Origin of the sequence: Nonomuraea sp. NPDC003560 (genome assembly GCF_042878785.1) — a bacterium.
In the GTDB taxonomy this organism is placed as follows: Bacteria; Actinomycetota; Actinomycetes; order Streptosporangiales; family Streptosporangiaceae; genus Nonomuraea.
In genome coordinates, this window is sequence record NZ_JBIAOF010000001.1 from 77,095 (window position 1) to 95,578 (window position 18,484).

Below are 18,484 nucleotides of genomic sequence, written 5' to 3' on the forward strand. Positions count from 1 at the left end.
TAGAGAGGGCTATTTCTTGTGTTCCCGGTAGTGCCGCGCCGCCCGCGCGCGGTTGCCGCACGCCGGTGAGCACCACTCCTGGCGCGGGTGCTCCTTGACGAAATAGAGCACGCAGCGCGGGGCCCCGCAGGTGCGGAGCAGGACGCGGTCGGGGCCGGCCAGGAACTCCACGGCCGCGACGGCGAGCCGCCCCCGCAGGCGCGTGGACGGGTTCGCCTTGGTCGCGGGGGCCATGGTCAGCGCCGGCTCGCCGGTCCACGACAGCTGCGGGGCCGTGGGAGCGGCCAGGGCGGTCGCGTTGACCAGGGACAGCGACTCGGCGAAACCGGGCAGGGTGGCCGCGTCCGCGACGCTCGGCGGCTCCGGGGCGATCGCCCTGGCCAGCAGCGCCCGGACGGCCTGGCGCAGCCGTACGGTCTGCTCGCGCAACTCCTCCGTGGCGGTGAAGCCGGGCGGCAGGTCCAGGTCGGCCGCGTGCTCACGGAGCCATTCGGTCATCGCGGCGGCGTCGCGCAGCCGGTCGACGGGCCCGGAGCGGTCGGCCCTGACCGTGCCGGCGAACTCCATGGTCAGCGTGGTGGACATCTCTCCAATCTAACGCCTGCTCGATCGTGCGGCCGTTAGGTAAAGAATTGCTCATTCAGAAAGATTGCGTGATCAGAAAAAATGCGTACTCTGAAAGAGTGACCGGTTTGAGGGAACGGAAGAAGCAGGCGACCCGTGAGGCGCTGATGGACGCGGCGCTCCGGCTGGCCCTGGAGCGCGGGCTGGAGAACGTCCGGGTGGAGGACGTCGCCGAGCTGGTCGGCGTGTCGCCGCGCACGTTCAACAACTACTTCTCCAGCAAGTACGAGGCCCTCGCCGCCCGCCACACCGACCGCGTCCGGCGGACGGTGGCCGTCCTGCGCGCCCGCCCGGCGGCCGAGCCGCTGTGGGAGGCGCTGATCGCGGCCGTCGCCGAGCCCTGGGAACACGCCTTGACCAGCCCGGGGCCGCCCGACGCCGACCGGCTGGCCCTCACCAGGCTGCTGGCCGAGGAGCCGGCGTTGCGCGCCGAGGCGCTGAAGGCGCAGTTCGCGGCCGACGGCGAGCTGGCCGCGGCCGTGGCCGAGCGCACGGGCACCGACCCGGACGAAGACCTCTACCCGCACCTGGTGGCGGCCACGGTGAGCGCCGCCGTGCAGGTGGCCGTCGGCCACTGGCTGCGCTCCGACCCGCCCGTCCCGCTGGTGCCGGTGCTGCGCGAGGCGCTGCACCGCCTGGCCGCGGGGCTGCCCGCCCCCCACCCCAGAACCGAAGGAGAGACCCCATGACCTCGACAGACGCCGCGGTCGCGGACGTCGTCATCGCCGGCGCCGGCCCCAACGGCCTGATGCTGGCCTGCGAGCTCAGCCTGGCCGGAGTCCGGCCCGTCGTGCTCGAACGCCTGCCCGCCCGCAGCGGCCGGCCCAAGGCCAACGGCATCATCGGCCAGGTCGTCGGCCTGCTGCACCAGCGCGGGCTCGCCGCGGCGCCCGCGCCGGTGCCCGCGTTCGTCTTCGGCGCCATGCCGCTCGACCTGGCCGGGCTCGACGGCAACCCGCTGCGGGCGCTGCCCGTCCGGCAGCCGGAGCTGGAGGAGCTGTTCGAGCGGCGGGCCACCGAGCTGGGCGGGCAGATCCGGCGCGGCCACGAGCTGACCGGCTTCGAGCAGGACGCCGAGGGCGTCACGCTCGCGGTGACGGGCCCCGAAGGCCCCTTCGAGCTGCGGACGCGCTACCTGGTGGGCTGCGACGGCGCACACAGCCTGGTCAGGAAGCGGGCCGGCATCGGCTTCCCGGGGGTGAGCGCGCCCGACGTCGTCAGCCGCACGGCCCACGTCACCGTGCCGGGGGCGGTCGTGCGGCCCGGCACGGCCGAGATGGAGGTGCCCGGCCACGGCGCGTTCGTGCTCTACACCTGGCACCGGACCGAGCGCGGCGCGTACGCGATGCTGCCCACGGGGCCGGGCGAGCTCTCGGTCACCGCGATGGAGTGGGGCGGCGAGGTCCCCGGCGACGACGTGCCGATGACGATCGGCGAGCTGCGTGCGAGCCTGGCCCGCGTGCTCGGGGCCGACCTGCCGCTCGCCCCGCCCACCGGCGAGGGCCCCCACCTGCTCCGGCGGCTGAACGGCCGCGAGACCCGGGTGGCCGACCGCTACCGGGCGGGCCGCGTCCTGGTGGCCGGCGACGCCGCCCACGTGCACTCGGCCATGGGCGCCCCCGGGCTCAACCTCGGCCTCCAGGACGCCGCCAACCTGGCCTGGAAGCTGGCCGCCGAGCTCCAGGGCTGGGCGCCCGAGGGGCTGCTCGACACCTACGACGCCGAGCGCAGGCCCGCCGCCGAGCGGGTGGCCCTGCACTCCAGCGCCCAGCTCGCCCTGGCCGCGCCGGGCCCCGACGTGACCGCCCTGCGCACGCTGTTCGCCGAGCTGCTGGACGACGACGCCAACCGGCGGCGCGTCGCGGCGCTCATGGCGGGCTCCGACCTGCCCTACCCGACGCCCGGCAGCGGGCATCCCCTCGCCGGCCGGTTCCTGGCCGATCTGCCCGCCGAGCCCGCCTCCCGGGCCCGTCCGCTGCTGCTCGACCGCACCGGCGAGCTGCGCGTGCGGCACGAGCGGGTCGAGACGGTCACCGTGCCGTCGTGCCCGGCCGAGGCCGTGCTGGTCCGCCCCGACGGCTACGTGGCCTGGGCGGGCACGCCGGACGAGACGCTGACGCAGGCGCTAGAGACCTGGTTCGGCAAGGGTGTCGAGGTGGCGGCGTAGACAGCGGCGCATCAGGCCGGGCGTCATCCGCTCGGGGTGCAGCACGCCCTCGACCGTGAGCCCGTCGATCAGCGCGCACAGCCGTTCGGTCTCCACCTCGACGTCGGCGTCCAGGCGGCCGTGCGCGGCGATGCCCTCGATGATCCGGCCGACCAGGCGGCGCATGCCGTCGTACGCCTCGCGGGCCTGCGGCCGCAGCTCCGGCCGGGTGCGCGCGGCCGTCGTGAAGGCCAGCCAGACCGCCGCCTCCTCCAGCCGCGGCTCGTCCAGGGGCAGCAGCTCCGACAACATCTGCTCCACCAGCTCGGCCCGCTCCTCGCCGTTCCGCGCGGCGAGCAGCGGGCCGACGCGTTCCTCCAGACGCGCGCTGATCCGCTCGATCGAGGCGCGCATCGCGAAGGTCATCAGCTCGGTGTGCCCGGCGAAGTAGTGGCGGACCGAGCCGATGGCGAGCCCGGCCTCCTCCGCCACGTTCCGCAGCGACGCCTGCTCGAATCCGGCGCGGCGCACGACCCGGAACACGGCGTCGGCCACCTCGTCGCGGCGGGCCTCGGGATCCACGACTTTCGGCATGTTGTCCTTTATAGCACGGCCCTGCTAATTTATTTAGCATGGACGTGCTACTAATCGCCGCACTCGTCGTCTACTCCGTGGCCCGGCGCATGATCGGCCAGCCGCTCGTCGCCAAGGACGTGTACGCGCCGCCGGTCATCCTCATCGGCATCGGCCTCCACGGCCTGCTCGACCTGCGCCCCACCGCGCTCGACATCATGTGGCTGGCGGTCACCGCCCTGATCGGCGTCGCCTTCGGCGCAATGCGCGCGGCCACCACGCAGGTCTTCCCCAAGGAGGGCGTGCTCTGGCAGCGCTACACCTGGCGGACGCTGGTCGTGTGGGTCGTGACGTTCGCGATCAGCTTCGGCGTGGGCGCGCTGGCGCTGGCCACCGGCATGCACGAGGAGGTTCGCTCGATCCCGCTGTCGATCGGCGTCGGCCTGCTCGGCGAGGCCCTGGTGATCCTCGCCAGGTCGCGGACGGCGGGCGTGCCGTTCAGGCGTTAGTCTGCGGTCAGAACAACATTCTGTGCACGAGGAGAGCCATGCCGGACAACCTCATCTTCCGCCTGCCGCCGACGTTCGAGACGATCGAGGAGGAGCGGCGGCACCGCAAGGAACGCCTCGCGGCGGCGCTGCGCATCTTCGGCAGGTTCGGGTTCGAGGAGGGCGTGGCCGGGCACATCACCGCCCGCGACCCCGAGCTGAGCGACCACTTCTGGGTCAACCCGTTCGGCATGTCGTTCAAGCACGTCAGGGTCAGCGACCTCATCCTGGTCAACCACGAGGGCCAGGTCGTCGAGGGCCGCTACCACGTCAACGAGGCCGCCTTCGCCATCCACTCGCAGGTGCACCAGGCCCGTCCCGACGTCGTCGCGGCCGCCCACAGCCACTCGATCCACGGCCGCGCCCTGTCGGCGCTCGGCCAGACCATCGAGCCCATCACCCAGGACGCCTGCGCCTTCTACCAGGACAACGCGCTGTTCGACGACTACACGGGCGTCGTGACCGATCTGGAGGAGGGCAAGCGCATCGCCGCGACGCTGGGCGGCAACAAGGCCCTCGTGCTGCGCAATCACGGCCTGCTGACCGTCGGCGACACGGTCGACGCGGCCGCCTGGTGGTTCATCACCATGGAACGCTCGGCCCAGGTGCAGCTCCTCGCCAAGGCCGCCGGGCAGGTCGTGCCCATCGAGCCCGACAACGCCGCGCTCACCCACCAGCAGATCGGCAACGACCTGGTCGGCTGGATCAACTACCAGCCGCTGCACGACCAGATCGTGCGCGAGCAGCCCGACCTGTTCGAGTAGGGGCTCTCAGGAGCTGCGGAAGGTGTGCCGGTAGGTCAGCGGCGCGACGCCGACGGCCGCGTGCAGGTGCTGCCGGAGCGAGACCGCCGTGCCGAAGCCGGAGCGCCTGGCCACCTCCTCCACGCCGAGGTCGGTGGTCTCCAGCAGCCGCCTTGCGTGGCGGACGCGGTGGCCGGAGAGCCATTTGGCCGGGCTCATCCCGGTCTCCTCGCGAAAGCGCCTGGTGAAGGTGCGCACGCTCATCCTGGCGTGCGCGGCCAGCACGGCCAGGTCGAGCGGGGCGTCGAGGTGGGCCAGCATCCAGTCGCGGGTCGCGGCGGTGCCGCCGGCGCCGTCGTGCGGCAGGGGGCGCTCGATGTACTGCGCCTGGCCGCCGTCCCGCCAGGGCGGCATCACGCAGCGGCGGGCGGTCCGGTTGGCCACCTCGGTGCCGTGGTCGCGCTTGATCACGTACAGGCACAGGTCGAGGCCCGCCGCCACCCCGGCCGAGGTCAGCACGTCGCCGTCGTCCACGAAAAGCACGTCGGGGTCCAGCTTGACCTGGGGGAACAGGGCGGCGAACCGGGCCGCCTCGCGCCAGTGCGTGGTGGCCGGACGGCCGTCCAGCAGACCCGCCGCGGCCAGCACGAACGCGCCCGTGCAGATCGACATGACCCGCGGCCGGTTTTGCAGGGCCGCGCGCAGGGTGGCGGTGATCGTGCCGTCCTTCATCGCCCGTCCCGCGTGGATGCCGGGGACCAGCACCGTGTCGGCCGTGTCGAGCACGTCGAGGTCGTGGTCGGGCAGCACGGTGTAACCGGCCGTGCAGCGGACCGGCTCGCGGTCGGGGGAGCAGGTCACGACCTCGTAGAGCTTCTCGCCGTCCGGCGTCTCGGCCGACTCGAAGACCTGGCCGGGCACGCCGAGGTCGAGCGGGGCGAAGTGGTTCAGCACGACGACCGCGACACGATGGGCCATGGCCCGATTCTTGCACATATTGGCTTTCGGGCCACTCGCGCCGTCAAAATGCGATGAATCAGGATTGGCGCATGACGTTGAGCACCACCCCCGCCCCCACGCGGACCCGCCGGATCCATCGCGCCTGGTGGGTCGCGGCCGTGGCCTTCGTGGCCATCCTCGGCGCGGCCGGCTTCCGCGCCACCCCCGGCGTGCTGATCACCCCGCTGCACGACGAGTTCGGCTGGAGCACGGGCACGATCTCGCTGGCCGTGTCGATCAACCTGGTGCTCTACGGGATGACCGCGCCCTTCGCCGCCGCGCTGATGGACCGCTTCGGCATGCGCCGCGTGGTGTCGCTGGCCCTGCTGCTGGTCGCGGTGGGCAGCGGGCTCACCGTGATCATGACGGCGAGCTGGCACCTGCTGCTGTTCTGGGGCGTGTTCATCGGGCTCGGCACCGGGTCGATGGCGCTGGTGTTCGCCGCCACGGTGACCGACCGCTGGTTCGTCCGGCACCGGGGGCTGGTCACCGGCATCCTGACCGCGGCGGGCGCGACGGGGCAGCTCATCTTCCTGCCCGTGCTGGCCTGGCTCGCCGAGGGGCCGGGCTGGCGGGTGGCCTCCCTGACGGTGGCGGGCGCCGCGCTCGCGGTGGTGCCGTTCGTCTGGTGGTTGCTGCGCGACCACCCCGAGGAGGTGGGCACGACGGCGCTCGGCGCCGAGACGGGCGCCGTACGGACCCGGCCGGCCGGCGGGAACGCGGCGGCGCGGGCGCTGACGGTGCTGCGCTCGGCCGCGCGCACGCGGCCCTTCTGGTTCCTCGCCGGCGGCTTCGCGATCTGCGGCATGAGCACGAACGGCCTGGTCGGCACGCACTTCATCCCCGCCGCGCACGACCACGGCATGGCCGAGCCGGTCGCCGCCGGCCTGCTCGCGATCATCGGGATCTTCGACATCGCCGGGACGGTCGCCTCCGGCTGGCTCAGCGACAAGGTCAACCCCAAGCTGCTGCTCGGCGTCTACTACGGCCTGCGCGGCCTGTCGCTGATGCTGCTGCCCGGCCTGTTCGCAGCCACCACCGAGCCCAGCATGCTGATCTTCATCGTGTTCTACGGCCTGGACTGGGTGGCCACCGTGCCCCCGACCGTCGCCCTGTGCCGCCAGATCTACGGCCAGGACGGCGCGGTCGTGTTCGGCTGGGTGTTTGCCTCGCACCAGGTGGGCGCCGCCGTCGCCGCCGTGGGCGCCGGCCTGACCCGCGACCACCTCGGCGCCTACGACCTGGCCTGGTACGCCGCCGGCGCCCTCTGCCTCCTGGCCGCGGGAATGTCCCTGGCCATCCGGCATGCTAGACGGTGATGAACGAGACCGAACTGATGGTCCTCCCCCTCGTGGTCAGGATCGAGAGGGCCGCTCCCCCCGAGCGCACCGACGCGCTGGAGGCCGCCGCCATGGCCGTGCTGAGCCTGCTGGACGACCCGGGGGAGTGGGCCGCCGAGCTGCACGCCTGGCAGTCCACCGGCAAGATCCGCAAGGTGGTGCGGCGCGCCAGGGGCGCCGAGTGGCGCAGGGCCGCCGCGCTCCCCGGCCGCACGGTCGAGCACCGCACGGCGGAGGTGCGGGTGCACCCGCCCGTCCCGCTCGACGCCTGGCCCAAGGACCTGGCCCGGCTCCAGGTGGGCGGCACCGAGCTGAGGGACGCCGCCGAGCCCGGCGACCCGCCCTCCGGCCCACCGGTCCTGTGGGAGAACCCCGTGCTGACCATGTCGGCGGGCAAGGCCATGGCCCAGGCCGGGCATGCCGCGCAGCTCGCCTGGTGGGCCAGTGACGAGGCCGAGCGGGCCGCCTGGCGGGCGGACGGCCTGGCCGTCTCCGTGCGCGCCGCGCCCGGCAGGGACGACTTCGACGCCAAGGTGGCCGCCGGGCTGCCCGTGGTGCGCGACGCCGGGTTCACCGAGATCGAGCCGGGTTCGTGCACGTTCGTCGCCGAGGCGCCCTGGCTCCTGCGGCGGGTCGCTAGATCGTGAAGACGTCGGCCAGCACGCCGCCCGCCGGGGTGATCCGGGCGGGCGACGGGCTGTCGTAGACGACCATGAGCCGGCCGTCGGGCAGCACGGCCAGGCCCTCCGGATGGTCGTCGCCGACGCCGTAGGGCAGCTCCAGGACCGTTTCCAGGTCGTGCGCGGGCACCAGCCCGCCGCCCTGCCGCTCCCGCCAGCGCACGACCCGGACCGGGCCGTCCAGGCTCATCGTGGGCCCGGTGAGCAGCAGCAGGTCGCCGCCGTGCGGGCACATGTCCCGCACGCCCAGCCCGCCGAGGTCCAGGAAGTGCTTGCGGTACGGGCCGTCGAGCCGTAACCGGCCGCCGCCGTCGTCCACGGGACGGATCTCCAGCACCACCGCCCAGCCGCGCAGCACCGGCCCGCGCAGCCCCAGGTAGACCCGCTCGCCCACGACCGCGATGCCCTCGATGTCGAGCCCGTTGTCCTTGCCCGGCAGCGCCAGGAACGGCGCCAGATGGCGGTCGCCGGACAGCATGGCGGCGACGTTGCGCTCGCCGGACAGGATCGCGCCGGGCAGCGGACGCTCGCCGGTCGCGTCCAGCGGCAGGCGGACCAGGATGAACCGGTTCTCCTCGCGGACGACCGTGCCCAGCCGCCTGATCGACTTCTCCGGGCTGCCCGGCTTGGCCTTGCGGCGCTTGAGGCTGTGCGAGCCGACCGCCCACAGATGGCCGTCGGCCCTGGCCAGGCCCTCGATGTCGGCCTCGTCGAAGCGTCCGGCGGGCAGGTCCACGTAGTCGGCCAGGAAGAAGGAGCGCTCGTCGCCGAAATGGTCGCCGGTCCAGGTGAGCCGCTCGACGGTGGCGGTCTCGTCGCCGGCCACCCACAGTCCCGACGGCTCCCACCTGACCGCGGAGAGATTCGTGTGCGTCTGGGCGAACCGGGAGTCCTCGCCGAACCGCAGTTCCACCTGTTCCACCCCGCCATGATTGCACTTCGGTCGCTTCACACACGCAATGGCGGGATATGTCGTACGCTCCCGTCGTGCTCCATGGGGAAGATGAGACCGAGGGTTCACGAGTGAGAACCACAGACCGCCCTGCGAACCCTGTTTCACCGCCCAGGCGCTCCCGCATCGGCGATGTCCGGATGCGGTCGATATATCGGGGGCTCGCCGTCGTGGCGGCCGTGGCGGTCGGCGCCACGGTGATCGTCCTGGCGCTCCCGTCCGGGCCGGACGAGGTCGTGGCGGGGCCGGTAACCGCGCCGCCGGCCGCACCCGCCTCGTCCGCACCCGCCTCCTCCGCGCCGGCCCCCACGCCGTCGGCCACCCCCACGCCGACGTCGTCCGCCACGCCGACGTCCTCCCTTACGCCGACGTCCGCTCTCACGCCGACCCCGACGCCGTCGCCGGGCTCCTCGCTCGCGCCCGGCTACACCGCCATGCAGGCCCTGTACGCCGACCCGCGGGTGCCCCGCCTGACCGGCCGCGTCAAGCGGATGGCCCTGCCCCGGCCGGCCAAACGGCTGGTGAAGGACCGGCGCACCGGCCTGGCCGTGCCCCGGCTGGGCAAGCCGTGGAAGACGCACGGGGCGGCGCCGTTCACCAGCAAGCAGGTGCTGCCGGCGGTGCGCGGCGGCAGGCTGCGCGGCATGCTGGTGACCTGCCCGCTGCCGATCATGGAGCAGAAGTCGCCGCGCGACACGGCGCTGCTGGCCGCGCGCTGGACGCTCAACCACCACCCCAAGGGCTCCAAGATCAGTTGGCTCGCCTCACAACGGGTTAAAACCGGATGGATGCTCGTATACCGCGTCAAATACGGCAAACATTCCTCCCGAGCGGCCGTCGTGGTGATGGACGGGGGAATGAGCAAGCCAGGACTTGCGTTCGTCACAGTGCCTGACTCGCAGAGGAAGCGTTGGCGTGATATTGGCCGCGTGGTCTCAGGAGTGCGTGTTCTAGGCTAGAAAGATCATGTATGCGGCGATGTGGGGGAGTGACGCCGTGGAACGCTCTGGACCGCCGCAGGCACCGAACAAGGGCAAGGTCAAGCCGCCCTGGCGCTCGGAAGGCCTGCCCGGTTCGCCAGGCGGGCGGCCGAAGATCAACTGGTGGCGCTTCGTCGTCACCCTGCTCGTGGTGTACGCGGGCTTCTTCGTCGTCTCCTCCCTGGTCGACAACAACTCGGTCGAGACGATCTCCTACACCGAGTTCACCAAGCAGGTCGAGGCGAAGAACGTCAAGGACATCTACGCCCAGGGGCTGTCGGTCGAAGGCGATCTGAGGAGCGCGGCCAAGAACCCCGAGAGCAACGAGTCCTACACCAAGTTCCAGACCGAGATCCCCGCCTTCGCCAACACCGACCAGCTCGACCAGCAGCTCAAGTCGGCCCAGGTGGAGACCACGTCCAAGCCGCTGACCCGCGGCTTCTTCTCCAACCTGCTGCTGTCGCTGCTGCCCGTGCTGCTGCTGGCCGGCCTGTGGATCTGGATCATGCGCCGCGGCGCCAGCATGATGGGCGGCGGCCTGAGCGGGCTCGGCAAGTCCAAGGCCGCAAAGCCGGTCGAGGCCCACAAGGTGCGCGTCACGTTCGACGACGTCGCCGGCATCGACGAGGTGGAGAACGAGCTCGTCGAGGTCGTCGACTACCTGAAGGACCCCGGCAAGTACCGCCGGCTGGGCGCCAAGCTGCCCAAGGGCGTGCTGCTCGCCGGTCCTCCCGGCACCGGCAAGACGCTGCTGGCCAGGGCCGTGGCGGGCGAGGCCAAGGTGCCGTACTTCTCGGCCAGCGCCTCCGAGTTCATCGAGATGATCGTCGGCGTGGGCGCCTCGCGCGTCCGCGACCTGTTCGAGGAGGCCCGCAAGGTCGCGCCCTCGATCGTGTTCATCGACGAGATCGACGCCATCGGACGGGCCCGCGGCGGCGCGGGCGGCATCGGCGGCCACGACGAGCGCGAGCAGACGCTGAACCAGATCCTCACCGAGATGGACGGCTTCTCCGGCGCCGAGGGCGTGATCGTCATCGGGGCCACCAACCGGCCCGAGATCCTCGACCCGGCGCTGCTGCGTCCCGGGCGCTTCGACCGCACGGTGCAGGTGGGCCTGCCCGACGCGGCAGGACGCACGGCCATCCTGGAGGTCCACTCGCGCGGCGTGCCGCTCGACGGCGAGGTCAGCCTCGACCGCATCGCCAAGACCACCCCCGGCATGACCGGCGCCGACCTGGCGAACCTGGTCAACGAGGCCGCACTCCTCGCCGCCAAGCGCGGCAAGGAGAAGGTCGACATGTCCGACTTCGCGGACGCACTGGAGAAGCTCCAGCTCGGCGCGGCCCGCAGCATCGTGATGCCGGAGGAGGAGCGCACCCGCACCGCCTTCCACGAGGCCGGGCACGCCCTGCTCGGCATGCTCCAGCCCGGCGCCGACCCGGTCAGGAAGATCTCGATCATCCCCCGCGGCCGGGCGCTCGGCGTCACGCTGTCCACCCCCGACACCGACCGCTACGCCTACGACGAGCCGTACCTGCGCGGGCGCATCACCGGCGCGCTCGGCGGCATGGCGGCCGAGCAGGTCGTCTACGGCATCATCACCACCGGCGCCGAGAACGACCTCGAACAGGTCACCATGATCGCGCGCGGCATGGTGGGCCGCTGGGGCATGTCGGAGAAGATCGGCCCGCTGACCATCCTGCCCAACGACGGCTCCTCGCCGCAGGCGTCGCCGGCCACGCTGGCCACCGTCGACGAGGAGGCGCGGCGCATCGTGGACGAGTGCTACGAGCGCGCCGTCCAGGTGCTCACCGAGAACCGCGAACGGCTCGACGGCATCGTGGCGGCCCTGCTCGAACACGAGACGCTCGACGAGGCGAGCGCGTACGCCGCCGCCGGCCTGGCCAGCGGCAGCAAGCAGCCCGCCCTCGACTGAGCCCCGCGGGAGACCCGCCTTTCCCGAGACTTAGGGGAACCCCGGCCTTGCCTCGATCACGGCCGGGGAACGTCTCCCGCGACTCGGATCGGGGGACTGCCTTGACACTGAATGACGAGCTTCTCACCCAGCTCGGCGACTCAGGCGTAGACCAGATCGCCGGCATGCTCGGCACCGACACGGCCACGGCGCGCAAGGTCGTCGAGGCCGTGGCCGGCACCGTGATCGGCGGCATGGCCCGCAACGCCGAGCACCCCGACGGCGCCGAGGCCCTGCGCGGCGCCCTCGACGACCACGTCGACGCCGACCCCTTCAACGGCGACGTGGCCTCCCTGACCCGCGACGGCCACAGCATCCTCGGCCACGTCCTCGGCGGCCAGGGCACCGAACGGGCCGCGGCCGGGCTCTCGCAACTGGCCGGCGTCAGCTCCGGCACCATCATGCGGCTGCTCCCGCTGGTCGCCCCCATGGTCATGTCCCTCCTGGCCGGCCGCGCCGCCAAGGCCAACATGGACGCCTCCGCCCTGGCCGCCGACCTGCGCGAGGAGCACGCCTCGCTGCCCGGTGGCCTCGGCCATCTGCTCGACGGCCTGCTGAGCGGCATCTTCGGCGGCGCCGTCCCGGCCCAGGGCGGACCGTACGACCCGGCCGACCGGCAGCCCGCGAGGGGCACCCCCAACCACGACTGGTGACCGCGCGGGCCTTCGGTAAGCTGGGACGGTGATCGTTCTGGCCTCTGCCTCGCCCACCCGCCTCACCGTTCTGCGCAACGCCGGCCTCGACCCCAAGGTGATCGTCTCCGGGGTCGACGAGGACGCCTTCTCCGCGCACTCGCCGGCGGCGCTCAGCCTCGTCCTGGCCAAGGCCAAGGCGCAGGCCGTCGCGAGCGGGCTGGAGGAGGGGCTGGTCATCGGCTGCGACTCGATCCTCGAACTCGACGGCCGCCCCTACGGCAAGCCCGGCACCCCCGAGGAGGCCGTCGAGCGCTGGCGCATCATGCGCGGGCGCACCGGCCGCCTGGTGACCGGCCACTGCGTGATCGACGTGCCGGCCGGCCGGCAGGCGGCGCAGGTGGCCACCACCGTGGTGCGCTTCGGCCAGCCGTCGGAGGAGGAGATCGCCGCCTACGTCGCCACCGGTGAGCCGCTCGGCCTGGCCGGCGGGTTCAGCATCGAGGGGCGCGGCGGCTGGTTCGTCGAGGGCATCGAGGGCGACCACGGCAACGTGCTCGGGGTGTCCCTGCCGCTGCTGCGCGAGCTGTTCGACGAGCTGGGTTACGCGGTCACGTCGTTCTGGCGCTAGCCTGCCGGGCATGCGATCTCTGCGCGACTTCGCCGCCGGCGTCGGCTTCTTCTTCCAGGGTCTCGGATGGGTGTCGCGGCACGGCCGGTGGTGGCTGTTCGGGCTGATCCCGGCGGTGATCGCGTTCGCCGTCTACGTGGCGGCGCTGATCCTGCTCGGCACCCACGCGCGCGACGTGGCCGAGTTCTTCACCCCGTTCGCCGACTCGTGGAGCTGGGCCGACCTGTTCCGCACGCTGGTCGGCATCGCGATCTTCCTCGGCGGGCTGGCGCTGGCGGTGCTGACGTTCACGGCGCTGACGCTGGCGATCGGCGAGCCGTTCTACGAACGGCTCTCGGCCGAGGCCGACCCGCTGCCCGGCGCGGTGGAGCAGCCGTGGTGGCGTACGCTGCCCCGCTCGATCAGGGACAGCCTGATCACCCTGTTCTACGTGCTGCTGTTCACCGTGCCGCTGTTCTTTCTGGGGTTCGTGCCGGTGATCGGCCAGACGGTGGTGCCCGTGGTCGGCGCCTTCGTCTCCGGGTTCTTCCTGACGGTCGAGCTGACCACGCTGGCCCTCGAAAGGCGGGGGGTGGCCAGGAAGGAACGGTTCGCGCTGCTGCGCCGGAACATGGCGACCACGCTGGGGTTCGGGGTGGTGGGGTTCCTGCTGTTCCTGGTGCCGTTCGTGGCGGTGGTGGCCATGCCGGCCGCGGTGGCCGGCGCCGCCCTCCTCGTACGCGCCCGCACAACCCCCACCCCACCCCCCGACCCCACCCACGTGACCCCATCCGCGTGACCCCCCACTGGCGTAACCCCACAGGCGTAACCCCCCCACCCGCCTGATCCCCGTCTCCGGCTTCGCCGCCTGATCTGCCGGTTTGTTCCATTCGTGCGAGGTCGTCCACAGGGTGGGCCGTCGGGGCGCTCGTCATCCACAGAACCGCGCTCGGGCGTTCGCGAGGCGTGCCTCCCCGGCACCCTTGACGCTCATGACGACCAACGCCCCGGCCCCCTGCCTCACGCTCACCAGCCCGGCCGACATCCTGGCCGCCGTTCCCTACCTGGTCGGCTTCCACCCCCACGACAGCCTGGTCGTGGTCGGCCTCCACCGGGGCCAGGCCAAGGTGGCCGCGCGGTGGGACCTCCCGTTCCCCCGGGGCACCCTCGACCCCCTCCCCGGCCTGCTGTCCCGTGAAGGCGTCACCGAGCTGGTCATCGTCGGCTACGGCAGAGGCGACACGGTCACCCCCGCCGTCGACGAGGCCAGGCGGCTCGCCGCCGCATCGGAGATCCGCGTGGGCGAGGCGCTCCGCGCCCACGAAGGCCGCTACTGGTCCTACGTCTGCGACCTGCCCCGGTGCTGCCCGCCCGAAGGCACCCCGTACGACCCCACCACCAGCCAGATCGCCGCCGAGGCCACCGTGCGCGGCCTGGTCGCCCTCCCCGACCGCCGCAGTCTCGAACGCACGATCGCCCCCGCCGCCAGCCCGGTCCGCATGGCGATGCGCCAGGCCACCGCCACCGCCGTCGCCGAGGTCCGCGCCCGCCTGGTGGCCGCCCCGGACCTGGACACCTTCGCCCGCGGCTACGTCGCCGAGGCGCTCGCCGAAGTCCGCGCGACCCTGACCGCGCACGCCGACGGCCTCCGCCTCGACGACATCGCAGCCGCCCGCCTGGGCCTGGCCCTGACCGTGATCAGAGTCCGCGACGAAGCCTGGACCATGATGCGCGAGGCCCATTTGCCTCTGTGGAAAGACCTCACCCGCCGCCTGGAGCCCCGCTTCGTCCCGCCGGCCGCCTCCCTGCTGGCCATGGCGGCCTGGCGTACGGGCGACAACATCCTGGCCACCATCGCCCTCGAACGCGCCCTCACCACCGACCCCCACTACTCGATGGCCAATCTCCTGATGCACGCCCTGCAGAGCCTGCTCTCACCCGCCGTCGTCCGAGACCGCCTGCCCAGCCCCGCCGAGCTCGACACCGCCATGGGGCCGGCCAACGGCGGCTGGCTGATCCCCATGCTCGGCCTGCTCGACGACGTCCCGCCCCCGCCGGGGCCCGACCGGCACCGGGGGCCGGTCGGGAGCGCATGAAGAAAGGGTGCCGGTGGCCTCCACCAGCACCCTTCCCGCCGGAACTACAGGCTGCCTTCTTCGCGGCGCCGGCGCTCGTTGTAAGCACGCATCCGAGGGGGATAGCCCGTCAGCTGCACGTCGTACACCGGTAACGCCAGATCTCGGGCCACCTTGTGGATCACCGCGGGCGACCCGACCCTGCGCCTGGTCCACTCGCCGTCGTCGGCCACCGCCACAGCGGTCGTGTCGGTGGCGAACGTCTCAGGCTCGACGTAGAACTCGACGCCACGCCGCGAACGTGCGAAGGCGATGAGCGCTTCGATGTCGGCATCGGTCGCCTCGCGGTCGAACCGCGCGATCTTCTGCCCGCGCAGCCGACGGATACCGTAGCGGTCTCGCCATCTCATGGATCCTTTTTATACCGTCCGGAGCGCCGGTGTCGGGGATGATCTCGGGGACAGCTCGGGGTTTCTCCCGATGGCACGTCCGGCTCCGAGGACGCAGTATGAAAGTTGACTGCCGATTCCAAGGAGAGGCATGACCATCATGGCTGGGGTACCCAAGACCCCCGGGCCGGGACAGGTGCCGCCAGCTCATCTGCGCGTCACCCACCAGGACCGAGAGCACGTCGTCGAGCACGTCAAGGCTGCCTACGCGGAAGGCCGCTTCGACAAGCTGGAGTTCGACGACCGGCTGGAACGTGCGATGACCGCGCGTACGCACGGCGACCTGATGCCCATCATGAACGAGCTGTACGGGACGATGGCGGTGCCGAGATTCGCGCCGCCGATGCCCCGTCCGGTCCGTCCGGAACGGGCTCCGGAGAGCAACGAACGCGTCCAGGCCGCCTTCGGCCACCTGCTGATGGCCATCGGGATCCCGGTGGTGGGCCCGTTGATCCTGCTGCTCACGGCGGCCAAGACCTCTCCGTACCTGCGGCGGCAGGCGCTGGAGGCCCTGAACTTCCAGCTCACCGTGGTGGGGGCGACCTGCATCCTGCCGCTCACCGTCATCGGCATCGTGCTGCTGCCGGTGATCTGGGTCGGCGCCGTCGTCCTGGGCATCGTCGGTGGCATCTCGGCCCTGGCCGAGAGCAGCTTCCGCTACCCGCTGACGGTCCGCCTGGTCAAGTAACGCCTCCCGGCAGCACGCGGGGGAGCCTGCTCTCGACGAAACGGCGGCGTGCGCACGGGTTGGAGAAAAGCCGACGCGCGGTGCCGGCCAATAGACGGACGCGCAATTCGCAGAGGCGGGGGCCTCGCGGACAGCGGATGTCGGGGGGATATCCGAGAGGTGGATCGCGACGTCCGAGGATCTGGATCAGGACCAAGCGATGCCGAGACCCGGGCAACTCAGATCGGGCTCAAGGGATGTCGGGGGGGACCGGGGGCCGAGACACGCGGTACCGGGACCAAGGGACGTCGGGGGACGTCCAGGGACATCGGGGGCGTCCCCGGGAAATCATGGTCCGGGGATTTCGGGTCGGGATGCCTGAGGGATCACGGGATCGGCACCGCATCGAGGTATCCGGGGATGCGGGTGGGCGGGGGAATATCGGGTCGAGGGCCTTGAGGTATCAGGCTCGAGACCGGGGAGCGGGACCGAGGGATGTTGCGGGACATTTGGGGATGCCAAGTGCCCGGAGACTCGGGTCGGGGGCCCAAAATATCGGAACCGCGGTGTCGGGACTGCGATCGGGGAGCCGTCCGGGAGCGGGCCTGCGGGATGTCGGGGGACGTCCGGGAATGGCGAGGCCCGGGGAGATCCGGATCGGGCCCCGCGGCATGGTCGCAGCTCCCGGACATCCGGGGGCCCAGTCCTCGGGTTCCAGCCCTCCGGGCATTCCGGTCGCAGCCCCGACATTCCGGGTTCGGTCCCCGGGTGACCGATCTCCGCCCCCCGAACACCCCGATCCCGATGTCGCGGTTCCATTTCCTCGACTCCCCAGCCCTCCGATAGAGACCGGCGATCGGGCTGGGATGTCGGCAGCCAGTATCGGCGCATTTGTGGGATTCGTGGAGGGCGGTGTCGGTGGAGGGCCCGGCCCGCCCCCAGGGACGAATGAGCGGGGGCGGGGCCGAGGAGAGAGACCGAACGCGGTCAGCGGGCCAGGACTTCGTAGCGGACGGTCATCACGCCCGCCCCCAGGCTGCCGATCGCGTCGAACGCGGCCCTGGAGAGGTCGAGGCACCGGCCGCCCACGTACGGGCCGCGGTCGTTGATGCGTACGGTGACCGCCGAGCCGTTGCGCGGGTTGGTGACGCGGACACGGCTGCCCAGCGGAAGGGTCTTGTGCGCGGCGGTCATGGCGGAGGGGTTGAAGCGTTCGCCGCTGGCCGTCATCTGGGGCTCGCCGTAGTACGAGGCGCCACACGTCCCGGAGGACAGGACGCGGACCTTCGGCTTCGTGGCCCGGAGCTTGACCGGCTTGACGGTCTTGGTCGTCTTCTTCGCCGAGTCGGACGTTGCCGTGTCGGATGCCGCTGTGTCGGATGCCGCCGTGTCGGACGAGGCTGTGTCGGATGCCGACGTTTCGGTGGCGTCGGGCCGGGCGGCGGCGGGGGCCTTCGGCGCGGGGTTGGCGCCGTGCGGGGAGTTCGGGACGCCCTTCGCGCTCGGCCCCGAAGCAGTGGAGGTCGAGGCGCTGGGGCTCGAAGCCTTGGGAACCGGGGTGGCGGTCCTGGTCTGGGAGACGTTGGCCGCCACCGGCGGGTTGGGGGTGCCGGTGGAGGTGGTCGCCGTGGCGGCGTCCTTGGCGGCGGTGGTGCCGGGGGCGTCGTTGCCGACGGCGGCCCAGGCGGTGGTCGAGGCGGCGGCCACTACGGCGGCCCCAGCGGCGATGGCGGTCCAGCGGCGCTTGCCCGGGGAGAGCTTGCGGTCGTTGGGGGACGATTTGTGGGAGTGCTGGCCCAAGGTAAACCACGGTCCTAGCTAGGGGACAGGAAAGGGAAAGGCCAGGTCATGGGGGGTGGGAGGCGTGTGACGGCCTGTCCGCCCGCAAGGGATGGGGGATCCGGCGGGCGAGGACGAACATATGCGACAAACAGCAGGTAAAGACAACTTAATGCGACATACAGTGACATATCTCACTTAAGGGCGCAAGAGGCCCAGAACGCCGAGCGTACGCCGAGGATCTTGGGCTTTCCGGAGAACGACAGAACTCGTCTAACACCACGCCTCAGGCCAACCCGACCGAAGCCCACAAACAGGCGCAACTCGATCTAAGGCCGCAACTGGGCTGACCTTGATCTAAGGCCGCGAACGGCCCACCCGCCCCTCAGGTCGAGACCGAGGGCATCCTCACGCCATGAACAGCAGCGCACGGCGACAAGACGGCCAGCCTCCTCCTCGCCGCCGCACTCGCCGCGGTGCCTGTTCTTGGGTGCGCAGTCCGTTCGAGGAGGGTGTGCGGGGGATTGGTGGCGAGGCGGGGGCCACCCCGTGCTCGTCGGCGCTCGCGTGCCGCTGAGCCTGCTTCTTGGGTGTGCAGTTCCGTACGGGGAAGGGTGCGAGGGTCTGTCGGCAAGGCGGTGGGGCGGCGGTTGTTGGGCGCGGATGTGCAGCGCGTTCGGGAGTGTGTGCAGGGGGAAGCGACGGGAGCGGC

The 18,484-nt window shown here is 71.9% G+C and carries 19 protein-coding genes; 13 read left to right on the top strand and 6 right to left on the bottom strand.

The window, feature by feature from the left end; all coding sequences use genetic code 11:
• Positions 1 to 9: 9 nt before the first annotated feature.
• Positions 10 to 585, bottom strand: coding sequence for a CGNR zinc finger domain-containing protein (locus ACFYUV_RS00415; protein WP_387663468.1), 576 nt, complete (start codon positions 583 to 585; stop codon positions 10 to 12).
• 98 nt (positions 586 to 683) lie between these two features.
• On the opposite strand from ACFYUV_RS00415, the gene ACFYUV_RS00420 reads away from it, so the two are divergent.
• Positions 684 to 1,313 (top strand): TetR/AcrR family transcriptional regulator, encoded by a 630-nt coding sequence (locus ACFYUV_RS00420; RefSeq protein ID WP_387663470.1) that lies wholly within the window; start codon positions 684 to 686, stop codon positions 1,311 to 1,313.
• On the top strand, positions 1,310 to 2,791 hold the full coding sequence (locus ACFYUV_RS00425; RefSeq protein ID WP_387663471.1) for an FAD-dependent monooxygenase: 1,482 nt from the start codon (positions 1,310 to 1,312) through the stop codon (positions 2,789 to 2,791). Before ACFYUV_RS00420 ends, ACFYUV_RS00425 begins: the two co-directional genes overlap by 4 nt.
• Here the strand turns inward: ACFYUV_RS00425 and ACFYUV_RS00430 are convergent.
• Complete coding sequence (locus ACFYUV_RS00430; protein WP_358284086.1) at positions 2,750 to 3,364, bottom strand: TetR family transcriptional regulator C-terminal domain-containing protein; 615 nt, start codon at positions 3,362 to 3,364, stop codon at positions 2,750 to 2,752. The genes ACFYUV_RS00425 and ACFYUV_RS00430 overlap by 42 nt on opposite strands.
• Before the next feature lie 38 nt (positions 3,365 to 3,402).
• On the opposite strand from ACFYUV_RS00430, the gene ACFYUV_RS00435 reads away from it, so the two are divergent.
• Together ACFYUV_RS00435 and ACFYUV_RS00440 are read left to right on the top strand one after the other, a co-directional pair.
• Entirely contained in the window at positions 3,403 to 3,852 is a 450-nt protein-coding gene (locus ACFYUV_RS00435) for a hypothetical protein (protein ID WP_387663473.1), read from the top strand.
• A gap of 38 nt (positions 3,853 to 3,890) precedes the next feature.
• Entirely contained in the window at positions 3,891 to 4,655 is a 765-nt protein-coding gene (locus tag ACFYUV_RS00440; protein WP_352357888.1) for a class II aldolase/adducin family protein, read from the top strand.
• 6 nt (positions 4,656 to 4,661) lie between these two features.
• Here the strand turns inward: ACFYUV_RS00440 and ACFYUV_RS00445 are convergent, their stop codons facing one another.
• Positions 4,662 to 5,612: a GlxA family transcriptional regulator gene (locus ACFYUV_RS00445; RefSeq protein WP_387663476.1), complete on the bottom strand. Its 951-nt coding sequence runs from the start codon at positions 5,610 to 5,612 to the stop codon at positions 4,662 to 4,664.
• Between the two features lie 71 nt (positions 5,613 to 5,683).
• On the opposite strand from ACFYUV_RS00445, the gene ACFYUV_RS00450 reads away from it, so the two are divergent.
• A complete protein-coding gene (locus ACFYUV_RS00450) occupies positions 5,684 to 6,952 on the top strand; it encodes an MFS transporter (protein WP_387663478.1) in 1,269 nt (422 codons plus the stop codon).
• Complete coding sequence (locus tag ACFYUV_RS00455; protein ID WP_387663480.1) at positions 6,952 to 7,620, top strand: peptidyl-tRNA hydrolase; 669 nt, start codon at positions 6,952 to 6,954, stop codon at positions 7,618 to 7,620. Before ACFYUV_RS00450 ends, ACFYUV_RS00455 begins: the two co-directional genes overlap by 1 nt.
• On the opposite strand, the gene ACFYUV_RS00460 is transcribed toward ACFYUV_RS00455, so the two are convergent.
• Entirely contained in the window at positions 7,610 to 8,575 is a 966-nt protein-coding gene (locus tag ACFYUV_RS00460; protein WP_387663482.1) for a DUF3616 domain-containing protein, read from the bottom strand. The genes ACFYUV_RS00455 and ACFYUV_RS00460 overlap by 11 nt on opposite strands.
• A gap of 170 nt (positions 8,576 to 8,745) precedes the next feature.
• Between ACFYUV_RS00460 and ACFYUV_RS00465 the strand changes: the two genes are divergently transcribed.
• From ACFYUV_RS00465 to ACFYUV_RS00490, 6 genes are all read left to right on the top strand, one after another.
• Complete coding sequence (locus ACFYUV_RS00465; protein ID WP_387663484.1) at positions 8,746 to 9,564, top strand: hypothetical protein; 819 nt, start codon at positions 8,746 to 8,748, stop codon at positions 9,562 to 9,564.
• Positions 9,565 to 9,601: 37 nt separating this feature from the next.
• Entirely contained in the window at positions 9,602 to 11,521 is a 1,920-nt protein-coding gene (gene ftsH, locus ACFYUV_RS00470) for an ATP-dependent zinc metalloprotease FtsH (RefSeq protein ID WP_358284106.1), read from the top strand.
• A 101-nt stretch (positions 11,522 to 11,622) separates the two neighbouring features.
• On the top strand, positions 11,623 to 12,213 hold the full coding sequence (locus ACFYUV_RS00475) for a DUF937 domain-containing protein (RefSeq protein ID WP_387663487.1): 591 nt from the start codon (positions 11,623 to 11,625) through the stop codon (positions 12,211 to 12,213).
• Positions 12,214 to 12,241: 28 nt separating this feature from the next.
• On the top strand, positions 12,242 to 12,823 hold the full coding sequence (locus tag ACFYUV_RS00480; protein WP_352327805.1) for a nucleoside triphosphate pyrophosphatase: 582 nt from the start codon (positions 12,242 to 12,244) through the stop codon (positions 12,821 to 12,823).
• Between the two features lie 10 nt (positions 12,824 to 12,833).
• Positions 12,834 to 13,601 (top strand): EI24 domain-containing protein, encoded by a 768-nt coding sequence (locus ACFYUV_RS00485; protein WP_387663489.1) that lies wholly within the window; start codon positions 12,834 to 12,836, stop codon positions 13,599 to 13,601.
• A gap of 193 nt (positions 13,602 to 13,794) precedes the next feature.
• Positions 13,795 to 14,898, top strand: a complete 1,104-nt coding sequence (locus ACFYUV_RS00490; protein WP_387663491.1) for a DUF4192 domain-containing protein — start codon at positions 13,795 to 13,797, stop codon at positions 14,896 to 14,898.
• 44 nt (positions 14,899 to 14,942) lie between these two features.
• Here ACFYUV_RS00490 and ACFYUV_RS00495 read toward each other — a convergent pair whose 3' ends face one another.
• Positions 14,943 to 15,287, bottom strand: a complete 345-nt coding sequence (locus tag ACFYUV_RS00495; protein WP_352327808.1) for a hypothetical protein — start codon at positions 15,285 to 15,287, stop codon at positions 14,943 to 14,945.
• A 130-nt stretch (positions 15,288 to 15,417) separates the two neighbouring features.
• Between ACFYUV_RS00495 and ACFYUV_RS00500 the strand changes: the two genes are divergently transcribed.
• Positions 15,418 to 16,014 carry a DUF1707 and DUF4870 domain-containing protein gene (locus ACFYUV_RS00500; protein ID WP_387663493.1) on the top strand — a complete coding sequence of 199 codons (597 nt, stop codon included), beginning with the start codon at positions 15,418 to 15,420 and terminating at the stop codon, positions 16,012 to 16,014.
• 966 nt (positions 16,015 to 16,980) lie between these two features.
• Here ACFYUV_RS00500 and ACFYUV_RS00505 read toward each other — a convergent pair.
• The gene (locus ACFYUV_RS00505) at positions 16,981 to 17,793 is read right to left on the bottom strand and encodes a septal ring lytic transglycosylase RlpA family protein (RefSeq protein WP_387663495.1); all 813 of its coding nucleotides are present in this window, start codon (positions 17,791 to 17,793) and stop codon (positions 16,981 to 16,983) included.
• Between the last annotated feature and the right edge of the window lie 691 nt (positions 17,794 to 18,484).

Coding starts and splice junctions, on each gene's coding strand:
- ACFYUV_RS00490 (WP_387663491.1), top strand. CDS start 13,795: ATGACGACCAACGCCCCGGCCCCCTGCCTCACGCTCACCAGCCCGGCC.
- ACFYUV_RS00465 (WP_387663484.1), top strand. CDS start 8,746: ATGCGGTCGATATATCGGGGGCTCGCCGTCGTGGCGGCCGTGGCGGTC.
- ACFYUV_RS00440 (WP_352357888.1), top strand. CDS start 3,891: ATGCCGGACAACCTCATCTTCCGCCTGCCGCCGACGTTCGAGACGATC.
- ACFYUV_RS00455 (WP_387663480.1), top strand. CDS start 6,952: ATGAACGAGACCGAACTGATGGTCCTCCCCCTCGTGGTCAGGATCGAG.
- ACFYUV_RS00430 (WP_358284086.1), bottom strand. CDS start 3,364: ATGCCGAAAGTCGTGGATCCCGAGGCCCGCCGCGACGAGGTGGCCGAC.
- ACFYUV_RS00435 (WP_387663473.1), top strand. CDS start 3,403: ATGGACGTGCTACTAATCGCCGCACTCGTCGTCTACTCCGTGGCCCGG.
- ACFYUV_RS00500 (WP_387663493.1), top strand. CDS start 15,418: ATGACCATCATGGCTGGGGTACCCAAGACCCCCGGGCCGGGACAGGTG.
- ACFYUV_RS00485 (WP_387663489.1), top strand. CDS start 12,834: ATGCGATCTCTGCGCGACTTCGCCGCCGGCGTCGGCTTCTTCTTCCAG.
- ACFYUV_RS00450 (WP_387663478.1), top strand. CDS start 5,684: ATGACGTTGAGCACCACCCCCGCCCCCACGCGGACCCGCCGGATCCAT.
- ACFYUV_RS00495 (WP_352327808.1), bottom strand. CDS start 15,287: ATGAGATGGCGAGACCGCTACGGTATCCGTCGGCTGCGCGGGCAGAAG.
- ACFYUV_RS00415 (WP_387663468.1), bottom strand. CDS start 585: ATGTCCACCACGCTGACCATGGAGTTCGCCGGCACGGTCAGGGCCGAC.
- ACFYUV_RS00445 (WP_387663476.1), bottom strand. CDS start 5,612: ATGGCCCATCGTGTCGCGGTCGTCGTGCTGAACCACTTCGCCCCGCTC.
- ACFYUV_RS00425 (WP_387663471.1), top strand. CDS start 1,310: ATGACCTCGACAGACGCCGCGGTCGCGGACGTCGTCATCGCCGGCGCC.